Origin of the sequence: Enterococcus mundtii (assembly GCF_002947535.1) — a bacterium.
Classification (GTDB): domain Bacteria; phylum Bacillota; class Bacilli; order Lactobacillales; family Enterococcaceae; genus Enterococcus_B; species Enterococcus_B mundtii_B.
The window spans coordinates 27214-48146 of sequence record NZ_PUAP01000015.1 but is presented as its reverse complement, the minus strand read 5'-3'; the positions used below and the strand labels follow the sequence as shown (position 1 = coordinate 48146).

Below are 20933 nucleotides of genomic sequence, written 5' to 3'. Positions count from 1 at the left end.
TATGAAAGAACATGTATTGCCTAAGAGATATCAGATGAACGATAAAAGATGAACGTCTGTTTTATAGTGAAAAAGTGTTTAAACCATTTGATATTTTTTCGCAAGCAATACAATCGGATAATTCGTAACATAAATCTTTATCTATAACTTATCGATGATTAATAAGTGGAAGGAGGAAAGAAATACCAGTTCAATAACGCTGATATTGGATAAAGAACACATGTAGCGAAAAATTTTTCATAGAAGATAACCACAATCTTTTTCTACATTTACAAATCGATAGTGGATTGTGCACATGAAATTAGTAGTAAATAAAAGGAGAATAATTAGTATGTTAGCATCACATTCTTTTAGAAAAAGTGTATTTATTAAACTTTTGTTTGTGCTGGTAGCCTTTGTTCCAATGGTTTTTGCAGGTACTCACAAAGCAGAAGCAGCCGTTGGATATAAATATTTTAATGATATAAAAGACCAATTTGTCACCTTACAACCTAAAACTAAATACTATTTATGGACATCAAAACAATTCATTCCTGATACTGATAGAATTTTGATGGCGCCATTACGGGCAGACAATTTCTTCTATCCTAAAGAAGGAACTTCCAATATGAAAGTGACCTTTTTACCAACCGATGTACCTGGTGTATACAATATCCAGTTACCAGGTAACTACTTCTATGTGGATGAATCAAAACCATTTGTCCGTTACCCAGATTCTGCTTATACTCCTGAGCAAAGATACTATGTATTAGGTCAACGACCAAAACCAAACCATTTAAGTACTAAATGGCAACTTATTCCTGTTCCAGGAACAACAGGAGGATATCGCATCTGTAATATGGCAACTGGTCGTTACTTATCTGTTCATATATGGGATTGCAGTGAATTAGGTAGCCCATTACGTTTGATTTGTAAAGAATATTCACCACATAATTCAAATGTCATTCAAACTTTCTATTTATCACGATAATATTTACTAAAAATAGTAAGATAGATTTTAATAATTTTAAAAAATGATTTCACCTACCCCTCATAGCAAGGGGCGGTGGAATCTTTTTTTACAAAACAAGAAGAAACTTGTACTGTATAAAAAAATTATCCAAAAGAATCCAGAGTTAGATTATCTCTACGTAGATGTTAAGGGGTGATGGGTTACATAAAGAAACAGGAGACTTGTATCGATTTCTTATAGTAGGAAAAAAGCACTTCAAAAATAAATTATTTTTGATCTTTCTAGCAATGATTATCAATAAACAGATGAAAAAGTAGTAGGGAGAACTTTCCTAAGTTAGTTAAAAAAACCGACCACAAAATTATTATCAAATTTTGTGGTCGATTTTTTATCAGCAGTTGCTTAAGAAGGTGACCTGTTTGGAAGGAACAGTTATTTATTATGTTTGGAGAATCGACTCAATCAATAATTTAGGATAATCTGTTTCTGATGTATTTTCTATTTTCCAACAATAGTCGGATAAATAATCCCTTTTCACTACTTGTAGAATATCTTCAGTAAAATCTTCTTTGCTACAATCCCAATCATATTCCATCAAATAAAAATAAATCTCAGATAACAGTGCTTCTTTTTCAAAAATGGAGCGGATCGTCATGTAGAAGTTCTCGGCATTGATTTCTTGAATCAAATCCTTGATAGATTCCGATTCAATTCTATAGATTTCAGCTAACGTGCTGATTTGTGTATACACTTGTTGGTAACATGAGCTACAAAAAAGATTGAATAGAAAGTTTTCATTTTTTTCAACCAATTTTACAGGATCAAGTTCCCAATAAAATTTATTGCTCAATCTTTCCATTCCTTTCTATGATTTTATTTATCATCCACAGTTTAAAATATTTAGAATGGGAGAATGATAAAAAAGAGCAACTATAAAATATAGTTGTAGAATAGGGGAATGTTCAACATGAAATCATCTATATTTTATAGTTGCTTGTTTGATGAAAAGTCATTTTCATCAATTAATATTATAAAATGCACACAATGATCCTTTTTATAGAAAAAAATTATTTTTAGTTGATTCTATTCAATTTCCTAAAATCGATACATAAAGAGGCTATTTTTCGTCGTCACACTACCTTCTACGGACCAATAACAGCAACAGAGCATTTTTAGAATAAAACAGTTGAAGCGCAAAGAGAAGAAAAGCATTGTTTACAAGTACCTTCTCTAGAAAAAAATAACTGGATTTATTTTATGTAAAATAATGGCATGAAACTATAAAAAAAAAATAAAACGAGAGGTATAGGTGATGCTAATCTTTAGTTGATAAAATCATAGGAATGTTCCAGAAGATAAACAAGATGAAGTAATAGGGGAGGAAAGATCATGAAATACAAATATCTGACAGGTACATTCATAGCAGCTTTAGCACTCAAAATAATGACTACTCCTGTACCCGGGTATACAGAAAATCAACTTTCGCCAACTAATAACGGAGATCTAGAGGAATTATTTTCAGATTCCAGTACAGCAACTAAAGAAAGCTCAGAAACAAAATCGTTACGTGTAAAGGCACAAGAGACAAAGAGTCAATCATCTAGTAGTGCAGAACAAAGAACTGTAGGCTCTGTTGAAAAGACGGCAGGAACGAATGACCCTTCTTATTTAGATAAAAACTGGCGATATGAAGAGACGCCCAATCAAATCGTATTAACAAAATACATTGGGCAATCAAAAGAAATTTCGTTAGTAGGCAAAATCAATGGCAAACAAGTTGTTTTAAAAGCACTTAACAAGCAGGTTATTCCAAGAGATATCACACGATTAGTCATCAATGCCTCCGATGATGAGCGGGTGTTACTTGAAGATATGTCATTAAGCCAAGCATTCAAAGATTGCCAACAGTTAGAAACAGTAGATTTACGTGGTTTAGATACAGCGAATGTCACTGATTTTTCAAGTATGTTTGAAAATTGTGAGAAACTAAAACAAGTAGATTTAGCAAAATGGCACACAGAAAAAGTGACAACGATGCGTCAGATGTTCAAAAATTGTGAAAATTTGACAGAAGTCGACTTGGAAAATTTCAACACTTCTGTAGTCGATGATATGCAAGAAATGTTTTATGGTTGTGAACAACTCCAGGTGATCGATTTAAGCAGTTTCACTACAAAAGAAGATACAGAGATCGATCAGATGTTTACAACAGAAAACCCTTCAGAACTGCTAGTTTTGACTGAGGATGCAAAAATTTTAGCGTTAGACTTGGAAAAACAAGCCAACCGTACTCCTTTGTCAGGTATCACTTTCAAAGCCAATGGTGGTAGCTTTTCAAACAATCAACAACAAATCGAATATTTTGATCAATGTGTAGATCGACCAAATAAAATCGCACTTGAAACATTTGCTGACTATAAATCCAAGTTAATTCCAACTAAAACAGGATTTGCAACAGAATTTACAGGGTGGGAAGAAAATCGAACACAAGAGACAAAAGTAGAGAACGTATTGGACCTTTTAGGAACTATTTATGTGGCTGAATGGCAAGATATCGATTGGACGTTTACAGAAACAGCAACAGAAATTTTGTTGACTGGTTATAAGGGTTCTGCCACTGAAATCGAAATTCCTGGAGAAATCAATGGCAAACAAGTCATTTTAGAAGATATCAATCCAACAGTCATCCCACAAACTATCACAAAATTTGTAGCTGTGGAAAAAAACGATAAAAAAGTAAAAATCAAAGACACTGATTTAAAACAGGCTTTCTATCGTAACCAAGTATTGACTGAAGTAGATTTACGAGGATTAGATGTGAGCCAAGTGACAGATTTTAGTGAATTCTTCAAAGAGTGCAATCAATTGAAGAAAGTAAATCTGTCAGGTTTAAATATGTCAAAAGCCCAAAGTTTTAATAGCATGTTTTATGGCTGTGTACAATTGAGTGATGTGGATCTAGCGAACGTAAATAGCCAATCAGTCACTGATATGGCTCGCATGTTTTACAATTGTAATGAACTAAAGCAGATGGATTTGACTAATTTTGATACCACAGCGGTCCAAACCATGGAAGAAATGTTCTATAACTGCATCGTTAAGCAAGAATTAAAATCACTTGATTTAAGTTCTTTCAACACGCCTAGCCTAGTCAATACAGACCGTATGTTCCAAGGAGCAAAATTACCTAAGATTCTTGATCTTACACAATTTGATATGGATCAGGTAACGAATGCGATCGACATGTTTGCCGGTGATCCACAAGAACTATTGATTGTGACAAATGACGACTCGTTACTTAAATATCCATATGAACAAGATCAAAAAACACCGTTACAAGCAGTCACATTTGATGCACAAGGAGGAATATTTGAGGATCAAAAACCATTGAAATTTTATTTTACAACTTGTGCGGTCACACCAGAGAAATTAACAGAAAGAACATTTGAACAATTCAAGAATCAACTAGTACCAATCAAAACCAATGCAATCTTTAGAGGATGGCATACGCCTGAAAACAAACAAAAAGATGCAAGTATTGATTTATTAACTACAACTTATACAGCTATTTGGAAAAATATGACATGTAATACTTCTGTAGATAACAAAAAACTGGATACATCAGGTGAAATAGGTTTAGCTTATTTACCTGAAAAATTTTCACTGCCCTATAGGGATCTTTTAGACGGTGGGGAACAAACCATTCCTTTTACCAAGACAGAATCCCTGAATGTCGGTATCAGAGATATTTCAAAAAGTCAAAGTTCTTGGTACCTCACAAGCCAATTGAAATGGAGCGCAGATGAAATCGATGATGCCTATCTACAATTTGAAGGGACTAGTGAGAACATCAAGAAGAATAAAAATGATAATGAGACAGAGTACAACGCAAAAACTGATTTAGTGGATGCTGATGATGAAGTACGTATTCCTTCTGCTGAAGAAGGAAAAATCAAAGTCACAGCAGAAATGCCGACTAAAATTTTAGAAGCCAATCAAGAAAAAACACACGACGATATCTATGACTATGATTTAGGGGAAGCAATGCTAGTCATTCCAGAAACAGAAAGAGTTAAAGATGGCAAATACCAAGCAAATGTTGTATGGAATCTTACAAATGCCCCTCAATAAACTACTAGAAATTACTTGTTGATACAGGAAAATCTGACTTATTCATCACCCAATAAGTTAGATTTTCCTTTTTTTTATGTACTTGAAGATCCTAAGAAATAATATAAAAAATTATTTTTAATAAACGTGTTACATATAGGATGACAGAAAAATGGAAAGGGGAATAAACATGAAATACTCAAAAAAAATACTCTCATCATTATTGATTGGCACACAAGTTTTAGGATTATTGGGAAGTATTCCTGTTGAAGCTTCCTCCCATTTAGAAAATGAAACTCAAGTGACTACTGGATCAGAACAATTGGTTCCTGAAAATCAAGATTCGATCGATACGGTAGATCAATCAGACGCTACTGTAGATAGTGGAGAAAATAAAGACGAAACGGATCAAGATAAGGAAGAATCAAGTGTTGAAGTTCCAAACAAAGCGGAGGATCAAGACAAAACAGAGGATAGTGCAGAAATCACTAGACCAAGCAACGAAGAGAGCAATTTGGAGAAGCCAACCAAAGATGAAAGTAGTCACGAATCGGAAAAAGAACAACCAGTGAAAGAAGATACAAAAGATACAATTAATAAGGAGATTGTCACAGAAGACAGCTCAGAAAAAACGAATCAAAGTGTTACACCAACTATCAATACTCAATCCACAAAACAAACAAGGGAGCAAACAGCGGAAGTATCAGTCAATGAGGTTCCGTCTACAGTAGAATCTCCAACTTCTTTACCAGTCACTAACGGGAATCAATCAGTAAGTGCACATGATGAATCATCAATCGAAGAAGGCATAAAAGGGAAAAAAAACAAAGTGACTGAATCATTTATCAAAAAAATCGGAGAAGATGCCCGAAAAGTAGCCGAAGAAAATGATTTATACGCCTCAGTGATGATTGCTCAAGCAATTTTAGAATCAGCTTCAGGGCAAAGCTTGTTAAGTCAAGAACCAAATTACAACCTTTTTGGTATGAAAGGGGCGTATCAAGGAAAGAGTGTGACATTTCTTACGCAAGAAGATAATGGCAATGGGCAACTTTATAACGTGGAAGCTAAATTTAGAAAATATGAAACATACAAAGAATCATTGAAGGATTATGCGAAATTACTAAAAGAAGGGATCACGGGAGATAAAGATTTTTATTCTGGCGCTTGGAAATCGAAAACCTCCAAGTATCAAGAGGCAACAAAATTTTTGACTGGCAAATATGCAACAGATACAAACTACCACAAAAAATTAAATAATTTGATCGTGACCTATGAATTGACAGAATATGACCATCCATCATTGAAAGAAGCAAAGACTGGAATATTCACTTGCCCTTTGGAGGACTATACATTAACTAGCACATTTGGAGGAAGAGGTGGAGAATTCCATCGAGGAATCGATTTAGCAGCACCACAAGGCACACCGATCTACGCTGTCAAGGATGGAATCGTCAGAAAATCCGAATACCATGATTCTTGGGGAAATTATATCATGCTCGAACATGCAGATGGAACCGCCACTTTATACGCCCACCAAGCAAAATGTTTAGCTAAAGTCGGAGAAGAAGTCAAACAAGGTCAATTGATCGGTTATGTCGGTTCAACAGGAAACAGTACAGGACCGCACTTGCACTTAGAAGTATGCCAAGACACAAGTTTAAGTAAAGATAAATTAGTTGATCCTTTATTGCTTCTCAAATAAATTCTTCGATAGTAACGAAAGATCACTGCGGGAGATACTTTTTCGTAGTGATCTTTCATTATATATAATTTGAGGTCAACACCTTTTTACCATCACATCATAGGTTCATTTCGAAATTATTTGCAATTAGAAAATAGTCCATTCTTTAATCCATGTTAGGTAAACTAATTTGAAGATGGACATGATAAATTTCAATTATAACCTCAAGGTAATAGTCAGTATCAAGTTTTTTAGTATGTAAGGCTAGAAATTTTTTTGGAATCTTTCAATAGTCTTTTTTTCTAAACAAAGAAAACAAGAAAAAAAGTAGAAAATCACAGCAATAAAAATCTATCTGACACGCCTATTCTTGATAACAAGTACATTAAATTTTGATATAAAATACGATCTTTTCTTGTGTTTACTAAGCTTTGTACGCATTCTCTTATTTTATAAGTTATGTAAAAAAAGAAAGATAAGAAATAAATTTCAAAAAAAAAAAGTAGTAGACAATCGGTTATAGTGTAAACCGTAAGAGGTGCACGAAATAGATTGCACTGTTAAGAGAAAAAAATAAAAAATAGAAAGGATAATGGAAAATGAAAAAACACATCGCACTATTTGGAACAACTTTATTATTAGGATCTTTATTAGGTGGAACTGGGGTGTTTGCAACAGAGAATAATCCAGAACCATCAAGTGCTGAAACAAGAGTGACAGGACAACTGGAATTATCAGATCAAGGTGGGTATAATCCTAACCCTCCTTCAAGCAGCTTAAATGATAAAACAGGGATTTCTACTTCTTATTTTGGAATTGCATATAAACCAACGACATTTAATATTGGAGAAGAAATCAATTTAGCTGATACAAATACAGAGCAAAATATTGTAATGCAAAATCAAACTTCCTCAGATAAGTTTCATGTAGCAGTTAAGGATAAAAGACGCTCAACAAGTAACAAATGGACTTTAAATGCAAAATTATCAAATCCGATTGATCAAGCAGATTTGGGAATTTCTATTAAGACTGGAACACAAGCAGATTCAGTAAAGCGCAATATCAATAATGGATCAGATGAATTCAGTCCAGGTCACTTAATTAATCAAGTAATGAAAGATGGCTCTAGCAAAGAGGTTACTACTGATGGTAACTTAATTATTACAACAATTGATAGCAATGTTATGAAAACAGTTGATGGTAAATTTGTTAATGGTGTATACGATTTAGAGTTACCACAAGTAGAATTACACATCCCAGATGCAAGTAAAGTAAAAGCACAAAATCTAAGTACTACTGTTACTTGGACTTTAACAAACGCTGCAGAATAATATTTAAGTATCGTCAATCTGATAATTGCAATCAACGGTGCTTTCCGTGATTCATGAGAATAGATCAGGAATGTACTCATCAATTAAGAGTCACCTGATCTATTTTATTAAGGTTAAAAAGTTGATTTGATGAAAGGAGAAAACTATGAAATTTAAACATTCTTTATTAAAAATGGTTTCATTAAGTTGCTTATTAGTTTTAGGTTCTAATTATGCAGTTGCTAATGAAATGAATTCAGCTGATCTTTGTAAAGCCCAAACGCCTGTATCTGGAGAGTTAGGTTTATCAGCAGATGGTGGATATGATCCTAATCCTCCAAGTGATTTAAACAAAAAAACTGGAAACACTAAAAGTTATTTAGGTATTTCTTATATTCCTGAAACCTTTGATTTTGGGTCAACAAAATTGAAAGATGATGTCCAAAAACAAACAATAACGACTACTATGAATGAGAAAACTTATAATGTTGGGGTAAAGGACAAAAGAAGACAAAATACTCAGCACTGGAGTTTAAACGTAAAACATAACATATCTATTAATAATGGATATCAAGGAATCAGTTTAACAGTTCCTATCAATGGAGACGTTAAACGAAATATCAATGATGGAACATCCTCATTTCAAGAAAATGAATTGACAGATCAATTAAAAAAATATGGTCAAAATGAAGTGGAAAAGGCTGAAGATAATACGATCGATGTGACAACCCAAGAAAAGACAATCATGCACACTGCTAATGGACAATTTGTGAATGGTGTCTATGATTTAGAATTAGGAAATGTAACTTTGAACATCCCGGATGCTAGCAAAGTACCAGCACAAACAATTAGTGGAACTGTACAATGGAATTTAGCAAATACACCAATGAAGCAAAACTATCTAACAGAAGAAATACGCAACTTATTTAAAGATGGAAATTGCAAAGAATTGAAAAAAAACATCACTAGCGAACAAGTTAAGTTAGCTAAACAATCAATTGAGAAGATTCAAAATAAAGATCAACAGGATTATAATCGAACCTACTTCTCAGAGTATGTAGAGGGACATTTTATTGAATGGTTTGGAAAAGGATTCTATGATATTTCTTTTGGTAAAATGTGTTATTTCAAAGATTCTACTAATAGTTCAGCTGAAATCTTATTCCATAAAATTGAACAACAAGGTCCACATCCTTTTTTTAAAAATCAAGATTATATGAGAGTTACTGTGAAACGTGATGATATTATCGTACTAGATGAACATATACAAGGGAATGATAATCGAGCAATTTACACTAAATCAGCTGTAGTTCAACCAGGAGATATCATAGAAATCTATCACGCAGAAGGTAAGGGGCGTCGTCTAAAAACTTATCCTGAATCTTATAAAAGCAATGGAAAAAATAACAAGGGGAATGAATTAACCCTGAAGTATATGGTTGATAGTAACCTTGATTTAAAAACTATAAAAGAGTAATAAAAATCAATATAAAACTAATTATTACAAAGATAATTCTTTTTCGGGGGATATATTTATAATAACGAAAAGACAAGGTACTAAGAAAGTACTTTGTCTTTTTTCATAATTCACGTTGACTATCCTTATACATACATAGTTCATAAATAAAAAATAATACTAATAATAAACACCATTTACTTTGAAAATAAAAGTTTATATTGTTATGCATTAAACATATTAAAGTGAGTTTGTATTTTAGTTTAGCAGCCTATTTTAGAGAGGAAGAAAAGAAATCCACTTAACTTTTTCATCTATGTCACTGATTCCAGATTTACATGAAAATAAAAAAAAAATAATTTTTAAAAAAGAGGTATGCTCTATGTGTAAAAAAAATTAGGGGGATGAAATCACATGAAATCAATTAAACATTTAGCATTATTGCTGACTATTTTATTTGTGGGAATGTCATTGATTCCCGTTAGAGCACAAGCAGAAGAAGCAACAGGTTTCACAATTGAAGGAGTCACAAATGCGCATCAAATCGATGAGAATATCAGTTACTTTTACCTGCATGAAGATCCTTCCGCAGAGGATACACTGGAAGTGAAGCTGATGAATGCCTCGAATAAAGAAATCACGTTGAATGTACGGGTGACAGATGCAAATACGAATTCCAATGGGATCATTGACTATAGTGGCGATTTAGAAAACCATTCAGCGTTAAAGACACCACTGTCAACGATCTTAACACCAGAAAGCAATGAAGTGAAAGTACCTGCTAACTCAGAGGTTGTAACAAAATTAAAATTGAAGATGCCTGCTGAACAAACAAACGGGGTCATTTTAGGTGGGATCAATGTTTCAGAAAAAGCCGCAGAACAAAGTGGCAAACAGAAAAAAGGCACGATCACTGTTGGGAATACCTATGCATATACTTTGGGAGTAGCTGTAACAAATGAAAATGAAGTCGATCTTTATCGTAATGAAACAGTTTCGTTAGACGGTGTGAAGGCGGAATTGTTTGATGGAAGAAAGATCGTCAGCGCGAATATTTTAAATCCAGAACCTTATATCTTCTCTGAAGCCAATGTTTCTGGGAAAATCGTGAAAAAAGGTTCAGACAAAGCGATCATCGAACAAGAAATGTCAGATGTATCAATTGCACCGCAATCAACTTTACCGTTCCATTTTGATTGGGGAAAGAAAGACTTAGAGCCTGGAACATATGTCTTTAAAGCAACAGTCACTAGTGGAGAAAAGAAATGGCCGCTTGAACAAGAGTTTACAATTGAAGCAGATAAGGCTAAAGAAATCAACAAAGAGTCTGTCTTCCATGTGCATATTCCACAATGGCTAACCTTGTTGATGGTGATTCTAGTAGCAATCAGTGTCATCGGTACAATTTATCTAACAATCAAAAAATATAAAGGAGAATAGACAATGTATAATACAGGGATTTTTCTAATTGTTTTTGGGTTGATTTTAGTTGTATTCAATGGGTACTTGATGTTAGGAAATTATAAAAAACACTTGATAGAAAATGAACGTAACACGATAACATATATCATTAATGGTTTGACCTTGTTGTCCGCTTTCTCTTTAACAATTGTAGGAATTGCATATATCTTTATCGTACATGCACAACTATAAATAATTGGTATTTAGGGAATCGCTAGGAATCGAATTTCTAGCGATTTTTCTATGTGTTTAATTTTTTAAGTGAATACAACCATTTCTATGGACATCTTACCATTGATTCTACTCATAGTTAATTATCAAAGGATATAATTTTATACTGTTGATGGAATCATGGTAAACTAAGAGTAGTTTCTCTCTATATTTTATGTATTTAAGTGGTTAACACAGTAATCCGAAAATACAAAAGCAAGCTGATTAAAATGTGTGATGAAACTATTCATTTATCCTTTAAAGTTTTTCACTTTTATTTTTTATTTGCGAAAAGTAGGTTTAACCTAAATTGATCCTCCATATATTTCTAGGCTGATTTTATGCTCCTGATGGTTTGAGGTCAGCTGAAAAATATGTGAGAAATACAAAAATGATAGGAGAACAACATGATCGAAAATTTTATTGAAAAAGATATCGTGCGACAAGTCAAGTTAACAGAATATCTTTATGAATTGAAAACACTCTCTGTAAAAGATGTAGCAAAACGATTAAACGTCACATTCAATACAGTGAAACGAGATTTTGCTAAAATCAATATCATTTTAGAAGACTATATCGACTATCATGAAACAAGTAGTACGACTATTGAAATCTCTTTTTATACGGCGATCTCCAGGTATGATTTGATAAAAGAACTTTACAAGGAGTCACGTTTTTTAAGAGTTTGTTCTTGGTATTTGATGGGAGATACAAGTTATTTGACAATTGTTGAAGAAGAATTTGTATCGGTGGCAAAAGCATTCAAAATAAAAAAAGCTGTGGAAGCCTATTTTAGAGATGCGAATATCATGGATGTAGATGGGAATATCATTGATAATGAATTAGCCTATCGATTTGTGATGTTATCGATTTGGATGCGTTGTGATATGCTGGATCAAGTGATAGATAAACAGTTATTTAAACGCGCAGGTATTTTTGTCGATCAAGTATTGCATCGCTTAGCAAATAATTATGAAATAAATAAACGAGAATATCAGTTTTTAGTATTTTCGGCTTATTTATCTTTGGTACGTAAAGATAAGAGTGTTTTAAAATATTCTGAAAATGAATTCTCCTATTTAAAGGAATCGATCATTTTTAACCAAATTAGAGATATCGCCTCTCTTGTTTTAAGTGATTCAACCATATCAGACCAGGAAGTTGCGTATTTTGTGTCGATTTATCGCTCAATCGATTTGAACACAGATAACTATTTGATTGTTAATATGAATTATCGGAAAAGACGTGACCTGTTTATAGAAAGCCGACCGGATACGGTCAAGAAATTAATTAAACTGCTAGAAGATAATTTTGATGTAAGTTTAAGCAATAATATATTGTTTGAAAAACCTTTTATGAATTTTTTAAGTACTATGTGGTATAACATCCAAACCTATAATGTTGAAAGACATTACTATCTTAGTGACTCTCAATTAGAGTTATTTTATAAGCTTAAGGAAATATTGACCCAATGGATTGATGAACTTGATTCGTATTATGAAATTAGATTTAATGACACGGCATTAGAAAAATTATGTTCTGAAATCGAATCGAGTTTGGTGAAAAAAAGAAAAGATAAGTTTGCAATTATCATTGTTGCTGAAGATGAGCTATCCCATGTGATCTATCGAGAGAATATCACTCGTTGGTTGAATATGGATTATCATGTTATTGATAATACGATGTATTATTCTGTCGAAGATGTGCCAATCTATGCAGAAGAATGGCCACATATCATAGTCTGTGAGCGAGCATTGGTCACACGGAATGAGGAACAAAGTTTAAATTTATTTGCAATTTCTAAAAGTACTTTATTTGAAGATATCAAAAATATTTTTTTGTACATTTATAATTGGCAATGATTGAATATTTGAATACTAAAAGCCATCTTCTGCTTGGGAAGGTGGCTTTTTAGTATGTATTTAAAGAATGGTGTGACAGATGTTCGATTGAGCAATTAATCCACACAAAAAATAAAAGAAGCCGGAACTGTATCATTGACAGTATAATCATAATTTTCTTGATTGATGGTTTTGTAATCTTGTTCTACTAAAGTAATCAAGGAGGTACCGTTGATAGACGTTGTTAAATCAGAATATAAAAAATTCTCTAAGAGTGTGAGTTTTGCATCAATTCCGAGAATTTTTGGAAATAACTCCCAAAAGGTTTCAGAAGACAACTTACATAGTAAGAATTCTAAATTTCTTTCTAATTCTTTGATGTATTCAAACACAGTCATGTCATTGCTTTGTTTTGCTGCGTGTTTTAAATGTGCACAACGTTCGATAAATTCTATTTCATGTTTGTTTAGTTTAGAAAAATCTTGCAAAGTCATGTGCGGATTCCTCCTTCTAGATAGATCTTGTTTTATTAAATACATTATAACTTATTTATAAATTTTATTTTATTTATTTTGTTAAGAGGACGAAATAAATTAGTGATAATAAATAATGCTTCCATTGAAATCATTGAAAATAAAGGAAACCTATTCTTTTGATAATATCAAAGAAGGTAACTAAATATGACTGAAAAATGGGTAATAGTGAGTAACTAGCTATATTCTTAAAAATGAAAGAATCTTTTTATATCTAATTTATAGCTCTTAATGAACAAGCTACTTGCGTTTTCAAGAAATTCAGCAATGATTTATCGGATTATTAGCAAAAAAAAACAAGTGTAAGAAGCACCAATCACCGAAAAAACTTCACATTTTCGGTGATTGATGCTTCTTACACTTGTTCCTCAATCCCCCTTCTTCACCCGTATCGCATACGAGTCCAGCAAGATCCGCGCAATCACAGAAAGTGGCAGGCGAGAGCGGACTTCATATTCAGGGAAAAAAGAGATTTCGGATTTGAAGCCGATCAAAGATAATTCTGCTAAGCGGTTCAAGCGACTTTCCCGTGAGGCGGTGATCAGGATCGAACTGATTTCCTCGCGGTAGCAATTCTCCGCTGCTGCTACGAGTTCTTCTGTTTCGCCGTTTAAGGAAATAAAAAGAACGACATCTTTTTTGTGCAGTTTGCGACTAACGGTTTTGATGATATTTGGATCGGTATGAAGGACACAATATTTATCGAGTAGTTGGAATTTTGTTTGTATTTCTTCCCCAATCATTTCTGAAAATCCTCTAGCAAAGATAATGATTCTTTGTGAACTCCAGATTTTTTGAATCGCATCTTCGATTACTCCTGTATCCAATAGATTGATGGTACGCACGACTTCCTGTTCGTTTTTTAGAATGGAAGTTTTTATTTCTTCATTTACTTTGTCGACCGTAGCAAAATTGATGGTGGTATTCTTCTTTTCCTTTAAATGGTGCTTAAAAGAAGTATAACCTTCGTACCCTTTTTTCTTCATGGTACGAACAATAGTCGTAGTGGATACGTTGGCTCGTTCGCTTAGTTTGATAATCGAGAGATTTGGGATTTCTTGGATGTGATTCATCATATACTCCCATAAAAAATGTTCTGCCTCGCTCAATTTATGTTCCATGTACTCCTCCCCCTTTTCTTTTTATTCTACCACTGATGTAAACCCTTACTCGGATGAGTTTTATTTTGTAAACATTTACCTAAAATTCCGCTTATTTAGAAAACATGTACATCCAAAAACAGGTCATACTGTAGATAAAGTGAGGAGGGATACAGGTGGCTAACGTATATACATGTACGATGAATCTGGCGATTGATCTGTTTATTGAAGTGGAACGACTCAAACCGAATGTCGTGAACCGCTCAATCGATGATGACATCCAAGCAAATGGGAAAGGTGTCAATGTTTCATTGATTTTAAAAAAACTCGGGATACCAAATACTGCGTTGGGCTTTAGCGGAGGATTTACTGGGGCTTATATTGAGGAATGTTTGACGAAGGAAGGAATCGACGCTCATTTTGTTTCTATACCTGGAATGACTCGCATCAACGTATTTACACAAGTGAATGAGGAATCAAGTGAATACAAGTTGGTCAATCGTGGACCAGAAATCGACCAGTTAGCGATGGAAGAATTGCTTGAGACAATCAGTCATTTGTCAGCTGGAGATTATCTTTGTGTTTCTGGGAGCCTGCCAAGAGGGGTACCAGAAGAAATCTTAGTAATGATCAGTAAAATCTGTCATGAGAATCAAGTGCGCTTGATCTTAGATACGAGTGCTAAAATCGTTAAACGATGTCTAAAGTATCAACCATTTTTACTGAAACCGAATGAGCAGGAATTGGCAGAATGGTTTGATGAAGAAATAGCAGAAACGGAATATGTAAACTATTGCAAGAAACTATTAGCCGCAGGTGCACAAAATGTATTGCTGTCATTAGGTGGAGCTGGTGGGATCTATGTGAACGAAAATTATTGTTTGACAGGAAACGCCCCCCAAGGAAAAGTCGTCAATACTGCCTGTGCCGGGGATACACTACTAGCCACTTTTCTGGCAGGCTTGATCAAAGAAGAAAATAGTGCGGATTGTTTCAAGAACAGTTTAGCTGCGGGCAGCTCGACTGCGTTTCAAAAAGGATTGACTGATTTTACAGATGTCGCAGAGTTGAAAAAAGAAATCACCATTCATAAGGAGGAATTCAGATAATGGCTAAGTATCGATTAATTGCTGCAACTGGTTGTCCCACAGGTATCGCCCACACGTATATGGCACAAGAAGCACTGGAACAGGCAGCAAAGAAAAAAGGCATTTCGATCAAGGTGGAGACCCATGGTCAAGTAGGGGTAGAAAATCGTTTGACAGATCAAGAAATCATTGAAGCGGAAGCAGTGATTATTGCGGCGGATAAAGATGTTCAGCCTGAAAGATTTGCTGGGAAAAGGATCATTGATGTGTCTGTTTCGAAAGGGATCAAAGAAGCCGATCAATTGATTGCTGCGGCTTTGAACGGTGAAGGAGTGATTTCTGAAACAATCGAAACAGCGGAAGGAGATAAGGAAAAACAACATACGCAACAGAGTATTGGTCACAGCATCTATAAGAACTTGATGAATGGTGTTTCCCACATGTTGCCTTTTGTTGTCAGTGGAGGAGTCTTGATCGCCATTTCTTTTTTATGGGGGATTTATTCTGCTGATCCTGCCAATGCGCAATACAATGAATTTGCTGCGAGTTTGAATCGAATCGGTGGTTTTGCGATGAGTATGATGGTGCCGGTCCTTTCCGCGTTTATTGCTGAAGGAATTGCAAAACGTCCTGGACTGGTTGTTGGTTTTGTCGGCGGATTGATTGCCTCAGATGGTGGTACAGGTTTTTTAGGTGGGATTATCTCAGGTTTCTTGGCAGGGTATGTGGTATTGGGATTAATAAAAGTGTTAAAACCTTTGCCTAAAACACTAGATGGTTTAAAAGCAATTTTCTTATATCCCGTACTAGGGGTGTTGATTACTGGATTGATCATGACAGTCATTTCAGGACCGATGGCTAGTATCAATGAAGGAATGATGGATTTTCTAGCAGGGTTTGAAAACTCAAGTCCTTTAGTCTTAGGGATGATCGTCGGTTGTATGTGTGCGTTCGATATGGGTGGTCCGATCAATAAAGCAGCCTACGTTACTGGAACTGCCCTGTTAGCACAAGGAAATACTAGCTTTATGGCGGGAGTTTCTGCAGCCTGCATTGCTCCGCCGTTGATTACTGGCTTTGCTGTCTTGCTTTTTGGGAAATATTTCGAGCCAAACGAAAAGAATGCTGGTCTAGTGAATTTCATTCTAGGCTCAACACATATTACGGAAGGTGCGATTCCTTTTGCGGCTAAAGATCCGCTTCGTGTCTTGCCGATCATGATGCTTGGTTCGTCGATTGCCGCTGTATTGACCTATTTCTTTCGTGTGCAAGTGCCGGCACCCCATGGCGGATTTCTCGTTTTACCAGTAGTGACACATGGCTTACTGTGGGTTCTTGCGATTCTTGCTGGCTCTATCGTAGGCGGAGTATTGCTAGGCTTGGTTCAAAAAAGAAAGTCACTGAGTGTGTGAAAGGGAGAGGATTCATTTGATGGAAAATTTATTTGTTTATACCAATGTAGCGGCGAATACTCGTGAAGCGGTGTTTGAGTTTCTTTCAACAAAAATCGTTGAGGTAGGAAAAGCGACCAATGAACTGGCGGTCAAAAACGGCTTGAAACAACGCGAAGCAGAAGGAACAACTGGTATGATGGATGGCTTTGCGATCCCTCATGCGAAAAGTGAAAGTATAGAAGAACCAACGATCATCATCTTGAAATTAACGAATGCAGTCGCCTGGGATAGTTTAGACGGTCAACCGATCAAGTATGTGATTGCGTTGTTTATTCCAGCTGCAGAAGCAGGAACCAGTCACTTGGCGCTTCTTTCGCAAATGGCACGAATGTTGATGGATGATGGCTTTAAACAAACATTTATTGCGGTTTCCACTCAAGAAGAAATTATTGGCTTGATTGAGTCTAAGTTAGAAGGGATGTTGAAAAAATGAGGAAAGTATCAGAGGGGAAATACCAAGCATTGGTAAACATGAGTAATCCAGACGGGATCATCGGGGCTTTAGCGATTGACCAAAGAGGGGCATTGAAAAAAATGATGGCGAGACATCAAGCGGAGGTCAAAGTGGATGATTTGATCCATTTCAAAGAACTTGTATCCGAAGAATTGACACCTTTTGCTTCTTCGATTCTTTTAGATCCAGAATATGGGTTGCCCGCTGCCGAAAAACGCGCCAAGACAGCTGGACTATTGTTGGCTTATGAGAAAACAGGATATGATACAACGATACCTGGACGTTTGCCAGATACCTTAGCTTTTTGGTCAGTCAAAAGACTAAAAGAAGCTGGAGCAGATGGCTGCAAATTCTTGCTTTACTATGATGTAGACGAAAGCGAAGAAGTCAATGAACGGAAACAGGCATATATCGAAAGAATCGGTTCAGAATGTCTGGCGGAAGATCTTCCTTTCTTTTTAGAATTGCTATCCTATGATGCAACGATCCCAGATACGACCTCCAAGGAATATGCCAAGATCAAACCGAAAAAAGTCATTGAAATGATGAAAATATTCTCAGAGCCAAGGTTCAACGTGGATGTTTTAAAAGTAGAAGTACCTGTCAATATGACTTATGTTGAAGGTTTTGGAGAAGAAATCATTTATTCCAAGCAAGAAGCATCCGCTTTGTTTATCGAGCAAAGCCAAGCCACTGACTTACCGTTTATTTTTCTGAGTGCAGGTGTCAGTGCCGAAGGATTCCAAGAAACGTTACACTTTGCCAAAAACGCTGGCTCTTCGTTCAATGGTGTTTTGTGTGGGCGAGCTACATGGGCAGGTGGCGTGGCACCTTTTGCGGATCAAGGGAGACAGGCGGCAAAAAAATGGCTTGCTGAACAAGGGAGAAACAACATTGAAGAATTAAATGAAGTCTTGATGAAGACAGCCTCGCCTTGGCAAAATAAGATTAGTCGCTAGTTGGTTAGTCTTCTTGAAATAGCAAAAGAGAAACGCTTTGAGCGCCTAGACATAGGAACTGAAGTGTTTCTTTTTTTTTAGTTATTTTTCGTTGGAATTTGGCGGAGTACCAGAAAAAGAACCGTTTGATTTGCTCATTATTTTATAAATTTTCAAGAATAAACAAGCTTTTTAATGATACACCTTATGTTTCTTTTTATGAGGATTATGCTGTTTTTTTATTTTAAGTGGTATTTTCGAGGTATTTAAATTATTTTTATATATAGTTGGCGGAAACGTTGTTATATAGCGGTTTATTAGTGATTTTTATGTTGACAGGTAGTTATTATTACTTTACGATTGTCTTGTGGTTATAACCAGTTGGAAGGGGTAAAGAAATGGAAAATTCTCGTAAAGGGAAACCGTTATATTATCAACTAGTTGATGTACTAAAGAAACAAATTGAGGCAGAAATGATCCCTCACGATAAATTGCTGTCTGAGAGGGAGTTATGTCTGTACTATGGTGTGAGTCGGACGACGGTTCGATTGGCATTGCAGGAATTAGAAACACTTGGCTATATTTATAAAAAACATGGAAAAGGAACGTTTGTCAGTGACTTATCGCATCAAGCAGCGAGTCTAGCAGGGGCGTACAGCTTCACAGAAGAAATGTTGGCATTGGGGCGTACACCGAAAACGATTATTTTAGCTTTTGAAAAACAAGCAGCGACAAAGCAGTTGGCTGAACGCTTGAATCTCAATCTAGGAGAAGCAATCTTCAAAATCAAGCGGCTACGTTTAGCGGATGATGTCCCTTTGATGGTTGAACGGTCTTATTTACCAGCAAAACTGTTTCTTGGCCTTGATTTGCCGATTTTGGAAAGCAAGCCTTTGTATGATGTTTTTCTGGAAGATTTTGATCAACATGTCCAAGTGGCAGAAGAAGAATTCTACGCCAGTATTGTTTACGCGAATGATGCCGAATTACTGCATATATGCGATGGGGCACCGATTTTACATTTGAAACGGACGACCTTCAATAGCAAGAACGAGATCATCGAATACACAGATAGTGTCGCAAGAGCAGACCAATTCCATTATAAGATCCGTCATGTTCGGAGTAATCTAGGAGGAAAATAATATGTTTGAACTGTCGAAGGATGAATTAGAAAAAATAGGTGCAAGGATCACTACAGAAGAAATCAAGCAACAACCGGATCTGTGGGAAGAGGTTGTGGAAATCTTAGAAGAGAAGAAAAATGAATTAGCCCTTTTCTTTGATGCACTTGAAAAACAGGCAAACAAGCAACAAATCCAAGTCATCTTTACCGGTGCAGGCTCTTCTCAATATGTAGGCGATACGCTTGTTCCTTACTTGAATGAACATGGAGATACCAAACGATTTGCTTTTCATAGTTTTGGTACGACCGATATTGTTGCTTCTCCAAGAGAGTATTTGTTTCCTGATCAACCCACATTATTGATTTCGTTTGCTAGAAGTGGCAATAGTCCGGAAAGTCTGGCAGCGGTCAAAATCGCCGATCAAGTCGTGGATACGTTGTTCCATTTAGCGATTACGTGTGCAGAAGAAGGACAATTAGCACAAGTCGCACGTGAACAATCGCAACATTTCTTGTTGTTGATGCCAAAAAAAGCAAATGATGCTGGCTTTGCCATGACAGGTAGTTTTACTTGTATGTTATTGAGTGCCCTTTGGCTGTTTGATCAAACGAGCCAAGAAACAAAACAAAAGTATGTCACTTCCTTGAGTCATATCGGCAAAGATGTTCTGAAAAGAGAGCAAGAACTGATCCAAGTGTTAGCAGTACCGTTCAATCGCGTCGCATACCTTGGTTCAGGTAGCTTGGCTGGCGCCACAAGGGAAGCACAGCTGAAAATCTTAGAGTTGACTGCTGGAAAAATTGCGACGATCTTTGATTCTTCGATGGGCTTTCGTCATGGACCAAAATCCTTTGTCAATGAGCAAACTTTAGTGATCGGGTTTGTGACGAACCAAGAGTACACACGCAACTATGATTTAGATATTTTGGAAGAAATCAATGGTAATGATATTGCCGCAAAGGTGTTAGCCATTGCTCAATCGACGCAAAGAGACTTTTCTGGAACCAACTTTTTCCTAGAACCAATCGCGCTAGAATTACCCGATGCCTATCTATCCGTAGTGATGATCCTGACCGCACAAATCATTGCTCTTCAGATGTCGATCAAAGTCGGTAATACGCCGGACACACCTTCACCGACAGGAACGGTGAATCGAGTAGTCAAAGGTGTGACGATCCATGCGTATCAAAATGAATAACAAGGAGGTCAATAAAAACG

The 20933-nt window shown here is 35.6% G+C and carries 17 protein-coding genes; 14 read left to right on the top strand and 3 right to left on the bottom strand.

Features of this window, described 5'->3' with window-relative positions; all coding sequences use genetic code 11:
* Window positions 1-331 precede the first annotated feature (331 nt).
* A complete protein-coding gene (locus CUS89_RS04210) occupies window positions 332-970 on the top strand; it encodes an RICIN domain-containing protein (RefSeq protein ID WP_104871153.1) in 639 nt (212 codons plus the stop codon).
* A 421-nt stretch (window positions 971-1391) separates the two neighbouring features.
* Here CUS89_RS04210 and CUS89_RS04205 read toward each other — a convergent pair whose 3' ends face one another.
* On the bottom strand, window positions 1392-1802 hold the full coding sequence (locus CUS89_RS04205; RefSeq protein WP_104871152.1) for a hypothetical protein: 411 nt from the start codon (window positions 1800-1802) through the stop codon (window positions 1392-1394).
* A 539-nt stretch (window positions 1803-2341) separates the two neighbouring features.
* Between CUS89_RS04205 and CUS89_RS04200 the strand changes: the two genes are divergently transcribed.
* From CUS89_RS04200 to CUS89_RS04170, 7 genes are all read left to right on the top strand, one after another.
* Entirely contained in the window at window positions 2342-5083 is a 2742-nt protein-coding gene (locus CUS89_RS04200) for a BspA family leucine-rich repeat surface protein (protein WP_104871151.1), read from the top strand.
* 169 nt (window positions 5084-5252) lie between these two features.
* On the top strand, window positions 5253-6767 hold the full coding sequence (locus CUS89_RS04195) for a peptidoglycan DD-metalloendopeptidase family protein (protein ID WP_104871150.1): 1515 nt from the start codon (window positions 5253-5255) through the stop codon (window positions 6765-6767).
* 578 nt (window positions 6768-7345) lie between these two features.
* Window positions 7346-8077: a WxL domain-containing protein gene (locus CUS89_RS04190; protein ID WP_104871149.1), complete on the top strand. Its 732-nt coding sequence runs from the start codon at window positions 7346-7348 to the stop codon at window positions 8075-8077.
* Window positions 8078-8222: 145 nt separating this feature from the next.
* Window positions 8223-9533, top strand: a complete 1311-nt coding sequence (locus tag CUS89_RS04185; protein WP_104871148.1) for a WxL domain-containing protein — start codon at window positions 8223-8225, stop codon at window positions 9531-9533.
* A 393-nt stretch (window positions 9534-9926) separates the two neighbouring features.
* Window positions 9927-10952: a DUF916 and DUF3324 domain-containing protein gene (locus CUS89_RS04180; protein ID WP_258082381.1), complete on the top strand. Its 1026-nt coding sequence runs from the start codon at window positions 9927-9929 to the stop codon at window positions 10950-10952.
* A 3-nt stretch (window positions 10953-10955) separates the two neighbouring features.
* Window positions 10956-11165 carry a hypothetical protein gene (locus tag CUS89_RS04175; RefSeq protein ID WP_104871147.1) on the top strand — a complete coding sequence of 70 codons (210 nt, stop codon included), beginning with the start codon at window positions 10956-10958 and terminating at the stop codon, window positions 11163-11165.
* Between the two features lie 425 nt (window positions 11166-11590).
* A complete protein-coding gene (locus tag CUS89_RS04170) occupies window positions 11591-13045 on the top strand; it encodes a helix-turn-helix domain-containing protein (protein ID WP_104871146.1) in 1455 nt (484 codons plus the stop codon).
* 95 nt (window positions 13046-13140) lie between these two features.
* Here the strand turns inward: CUS89_RS04170 and CUS89_RS04165 are convergent, their stop codons facing one another.
* Together CUS89_RS04165 and CUS89_RS04160 are read right to left on the bottom strand one after the other, a co-directional pair.
* The gene (locus CUS89_RS04165) at window positions 13141-13518 is read right to left on the bottom strand and encodes a DUF7006 family protein (RefSeq protein ID WP_104871145.1); all 378 of its coding nucleotides are present in this window, start codon (window positions 13516-13518) and stop codon (window positions 13141-13143) included.
* 407 nt (window positions 13519-13925) lie between these two features.
* A complete protein-coding gene (locus tag CUS89_RS04160; RefSeq protein ID WP_104871144.1) occupies window positions 13926-14678 on the bottom strand; it encodes a MurR/RpiR family transcriptional regulator in 753 nt (250 codons plus the stop codon).
* A 155-nt stretch (window positions 14679-14833) separates the two neighbouring features.
* Between CUS89_RS04160 and pfkB the strand changes: the two genes are divergently transcribed.
* The 6 genes from pfkB to CUS89_RS04130 all read left to right on the top strand — a co-directional run bounded on the left by pfkB (window position 14834) and on the right by CUS89_RS04130 (window position 20913).
* A complete protein-coding gene (gene pfkB, locus CUS89_RS04155; RefSeq protein WP_104871143.1) occupies window positions 14834-15766 on the top strand; it encodes a 1-phosphofructokinase in 933 nt (310 codons plus the stop codon).
* Window positions 15766-17157 (top strand): PTS fructose transporter subunit IIC, encoded by a 1392-nt coding sequence (locus CUS89_RS04150; protein WP_104871142.1) that lies wholly within the window; start codon window positions 15766-15768, stop codon window positions 17155-17157. Before pfkB ends, CUS89_RS04150 begins: the two co-directional genes overlap by 1 nt.
* A 19-nt stretch (window positions 17158-17176) precedes the next feature.
* Window positions 17177-17632 carry a fructose PTS transporter subunit IIA gene (locus CUS89_RS04145; protein ID WP_104871141.1) on the top strand — a complete coding sequence of 152 codons (456 nt, stop codon included), beginning with the start codon at window positions 17177-17179 and terminating at the stop codon, window positions 17630-17632.
* The gene (gene lacD / locus CUS89_RS04140; RefSeq protein WP_104871140.1) at window positions 17629-18612 is read left to right on the top strand and encodes a tagatose-bisphosphate aldolase; all 984 of its coding nucleotides are present in this window, start codon (window positions 17629-17631) and stop codon (window positions 18610-18612) included. Before CUS89_RS04145 ends, lacD begins: the two co-directional genes overlap by 4 nt.
* 377 nt (window positions 18613-18989) lie before the next feature.
* Window positions 18990-19733 (top strand): GntR family transcriptional regulator, encoded by a 744-nt coding sequence (locus CUS89_RS04135; RefSeq protein ID WP_104871139.1) that lies wholly within the window; start codon window positions 18990-18992, stop codon window positions 19731-19733.
* Between the two features lies 1 nt (window position 19734).
* Window positions 19735-20913, top strand: coding sequence for an SIS domain-containing protein (locus CUS89_RS04130; RefSeq protein WP_104871138.1), 1179 nt, complete (start codon window positions 19735-19737; stop codon window positions 20911-20913).
* The last annotated feature ends 20 nt before the right edge of the window (window positions 20914-20933 follow it).

Coding starts and splice junctions, on each gene's coding strand:
- CUS89_RS04210 (WP_104871153.1), top strand. CDS start 332: ATGTTAGCATCACATTCTTTTAGAAAAAGTGTATTTATTAAACTTTTG.
- CUS89_RS04200 (WP_104871151.1), top strand. CDS start 2,342: ATGAAATACAAATATCTGACAGGTACATTCATAGCAGCTTTAGCACTC.
- CUS89_RS04195 (WP_104871150.1), top strand. CDS start 5,253: ATGAAATACTCAAAAAAAATACTCTCATCATTATTGATTGGCACACAA.
- CUS89_RS04190 (WP_104871149.1), top strand. CDS start 7,346: ATGAAAAAACACATCGCACTATTTGGAACAACTTTATTATTAGGATCT.
- CUS89_RS04185 (WP_104871148.1), top strand. CDS start 8,223: ATGAAATTTAAACATTCTTTATTAAAAATGGTTTCATTAAGTTGCTTA.
- CUS89_RS04180 (WP_258082381.1), top strand. CDS start 9,927: ATGAAATCAATTAAACATTTAGCATTATTGCTGACTATTTTATTTGTG.
- CUS89_RS04175 (WP_104871147.1), top strand. CDS start 10,956: ATGTATAATACAGGGATTTTTCTAATTGTTTTTGGGTTGATTTTAGTT.
- CUS89_RS04170 (WP_104871146.1), top strand. CDS start 11,591: ATGATCGAAAATTTTATTGAAAAAGATATCGTGCGACAAGTCAAGTTA.
- CUS89_RS04165 (WP_104871145.1), bottom strand. CDS start 13,518: ATGACTTTGCAAGATTTTTCTAAACTAAACAAACATGAAATAGAATTT.
- CUS89_RS04160 (WP_104871144.1), bottom strand. CDS start 14,678: ATGGAACATAAATTGAGCGAGGCAGAACATTTTTTATGGGAGTATATG.
- CUS89_RS04150 (WP_104871142.1), top strand. CDS start 15,766: ATGGCTAAGTATCGATTAATTGCTGCAACTGGTTGTCCCACAGGTATC.
- CUS89_RS04145 (WP_104871141.1), top strand. CDS start 17,177: ATGGAAAATTTATTTGTTTATACCAATGTAGCGGCGAATACTCGTGAA.
- lacD (WP_104871140.1), top strand. CDS start 17,629: ATGAGGAAAGTATCAGAGGGGAAATACCAAGCATTGGTAAACATGAGT.
- CUS89_RS04135 (WP_104871139.1), top strand. CDS start 18,990: ATGGAAAATTCTCGTAAAGGGAAACCGTTATATTATCAACTAGTTGAT.
- CUS89_RS04130 (WP_104871138.1), top strand. CDS start 19,735: ATGTTTGAACTGTCGAAGGATGAATTAGAAAAAATAGGTGCAAGGATC.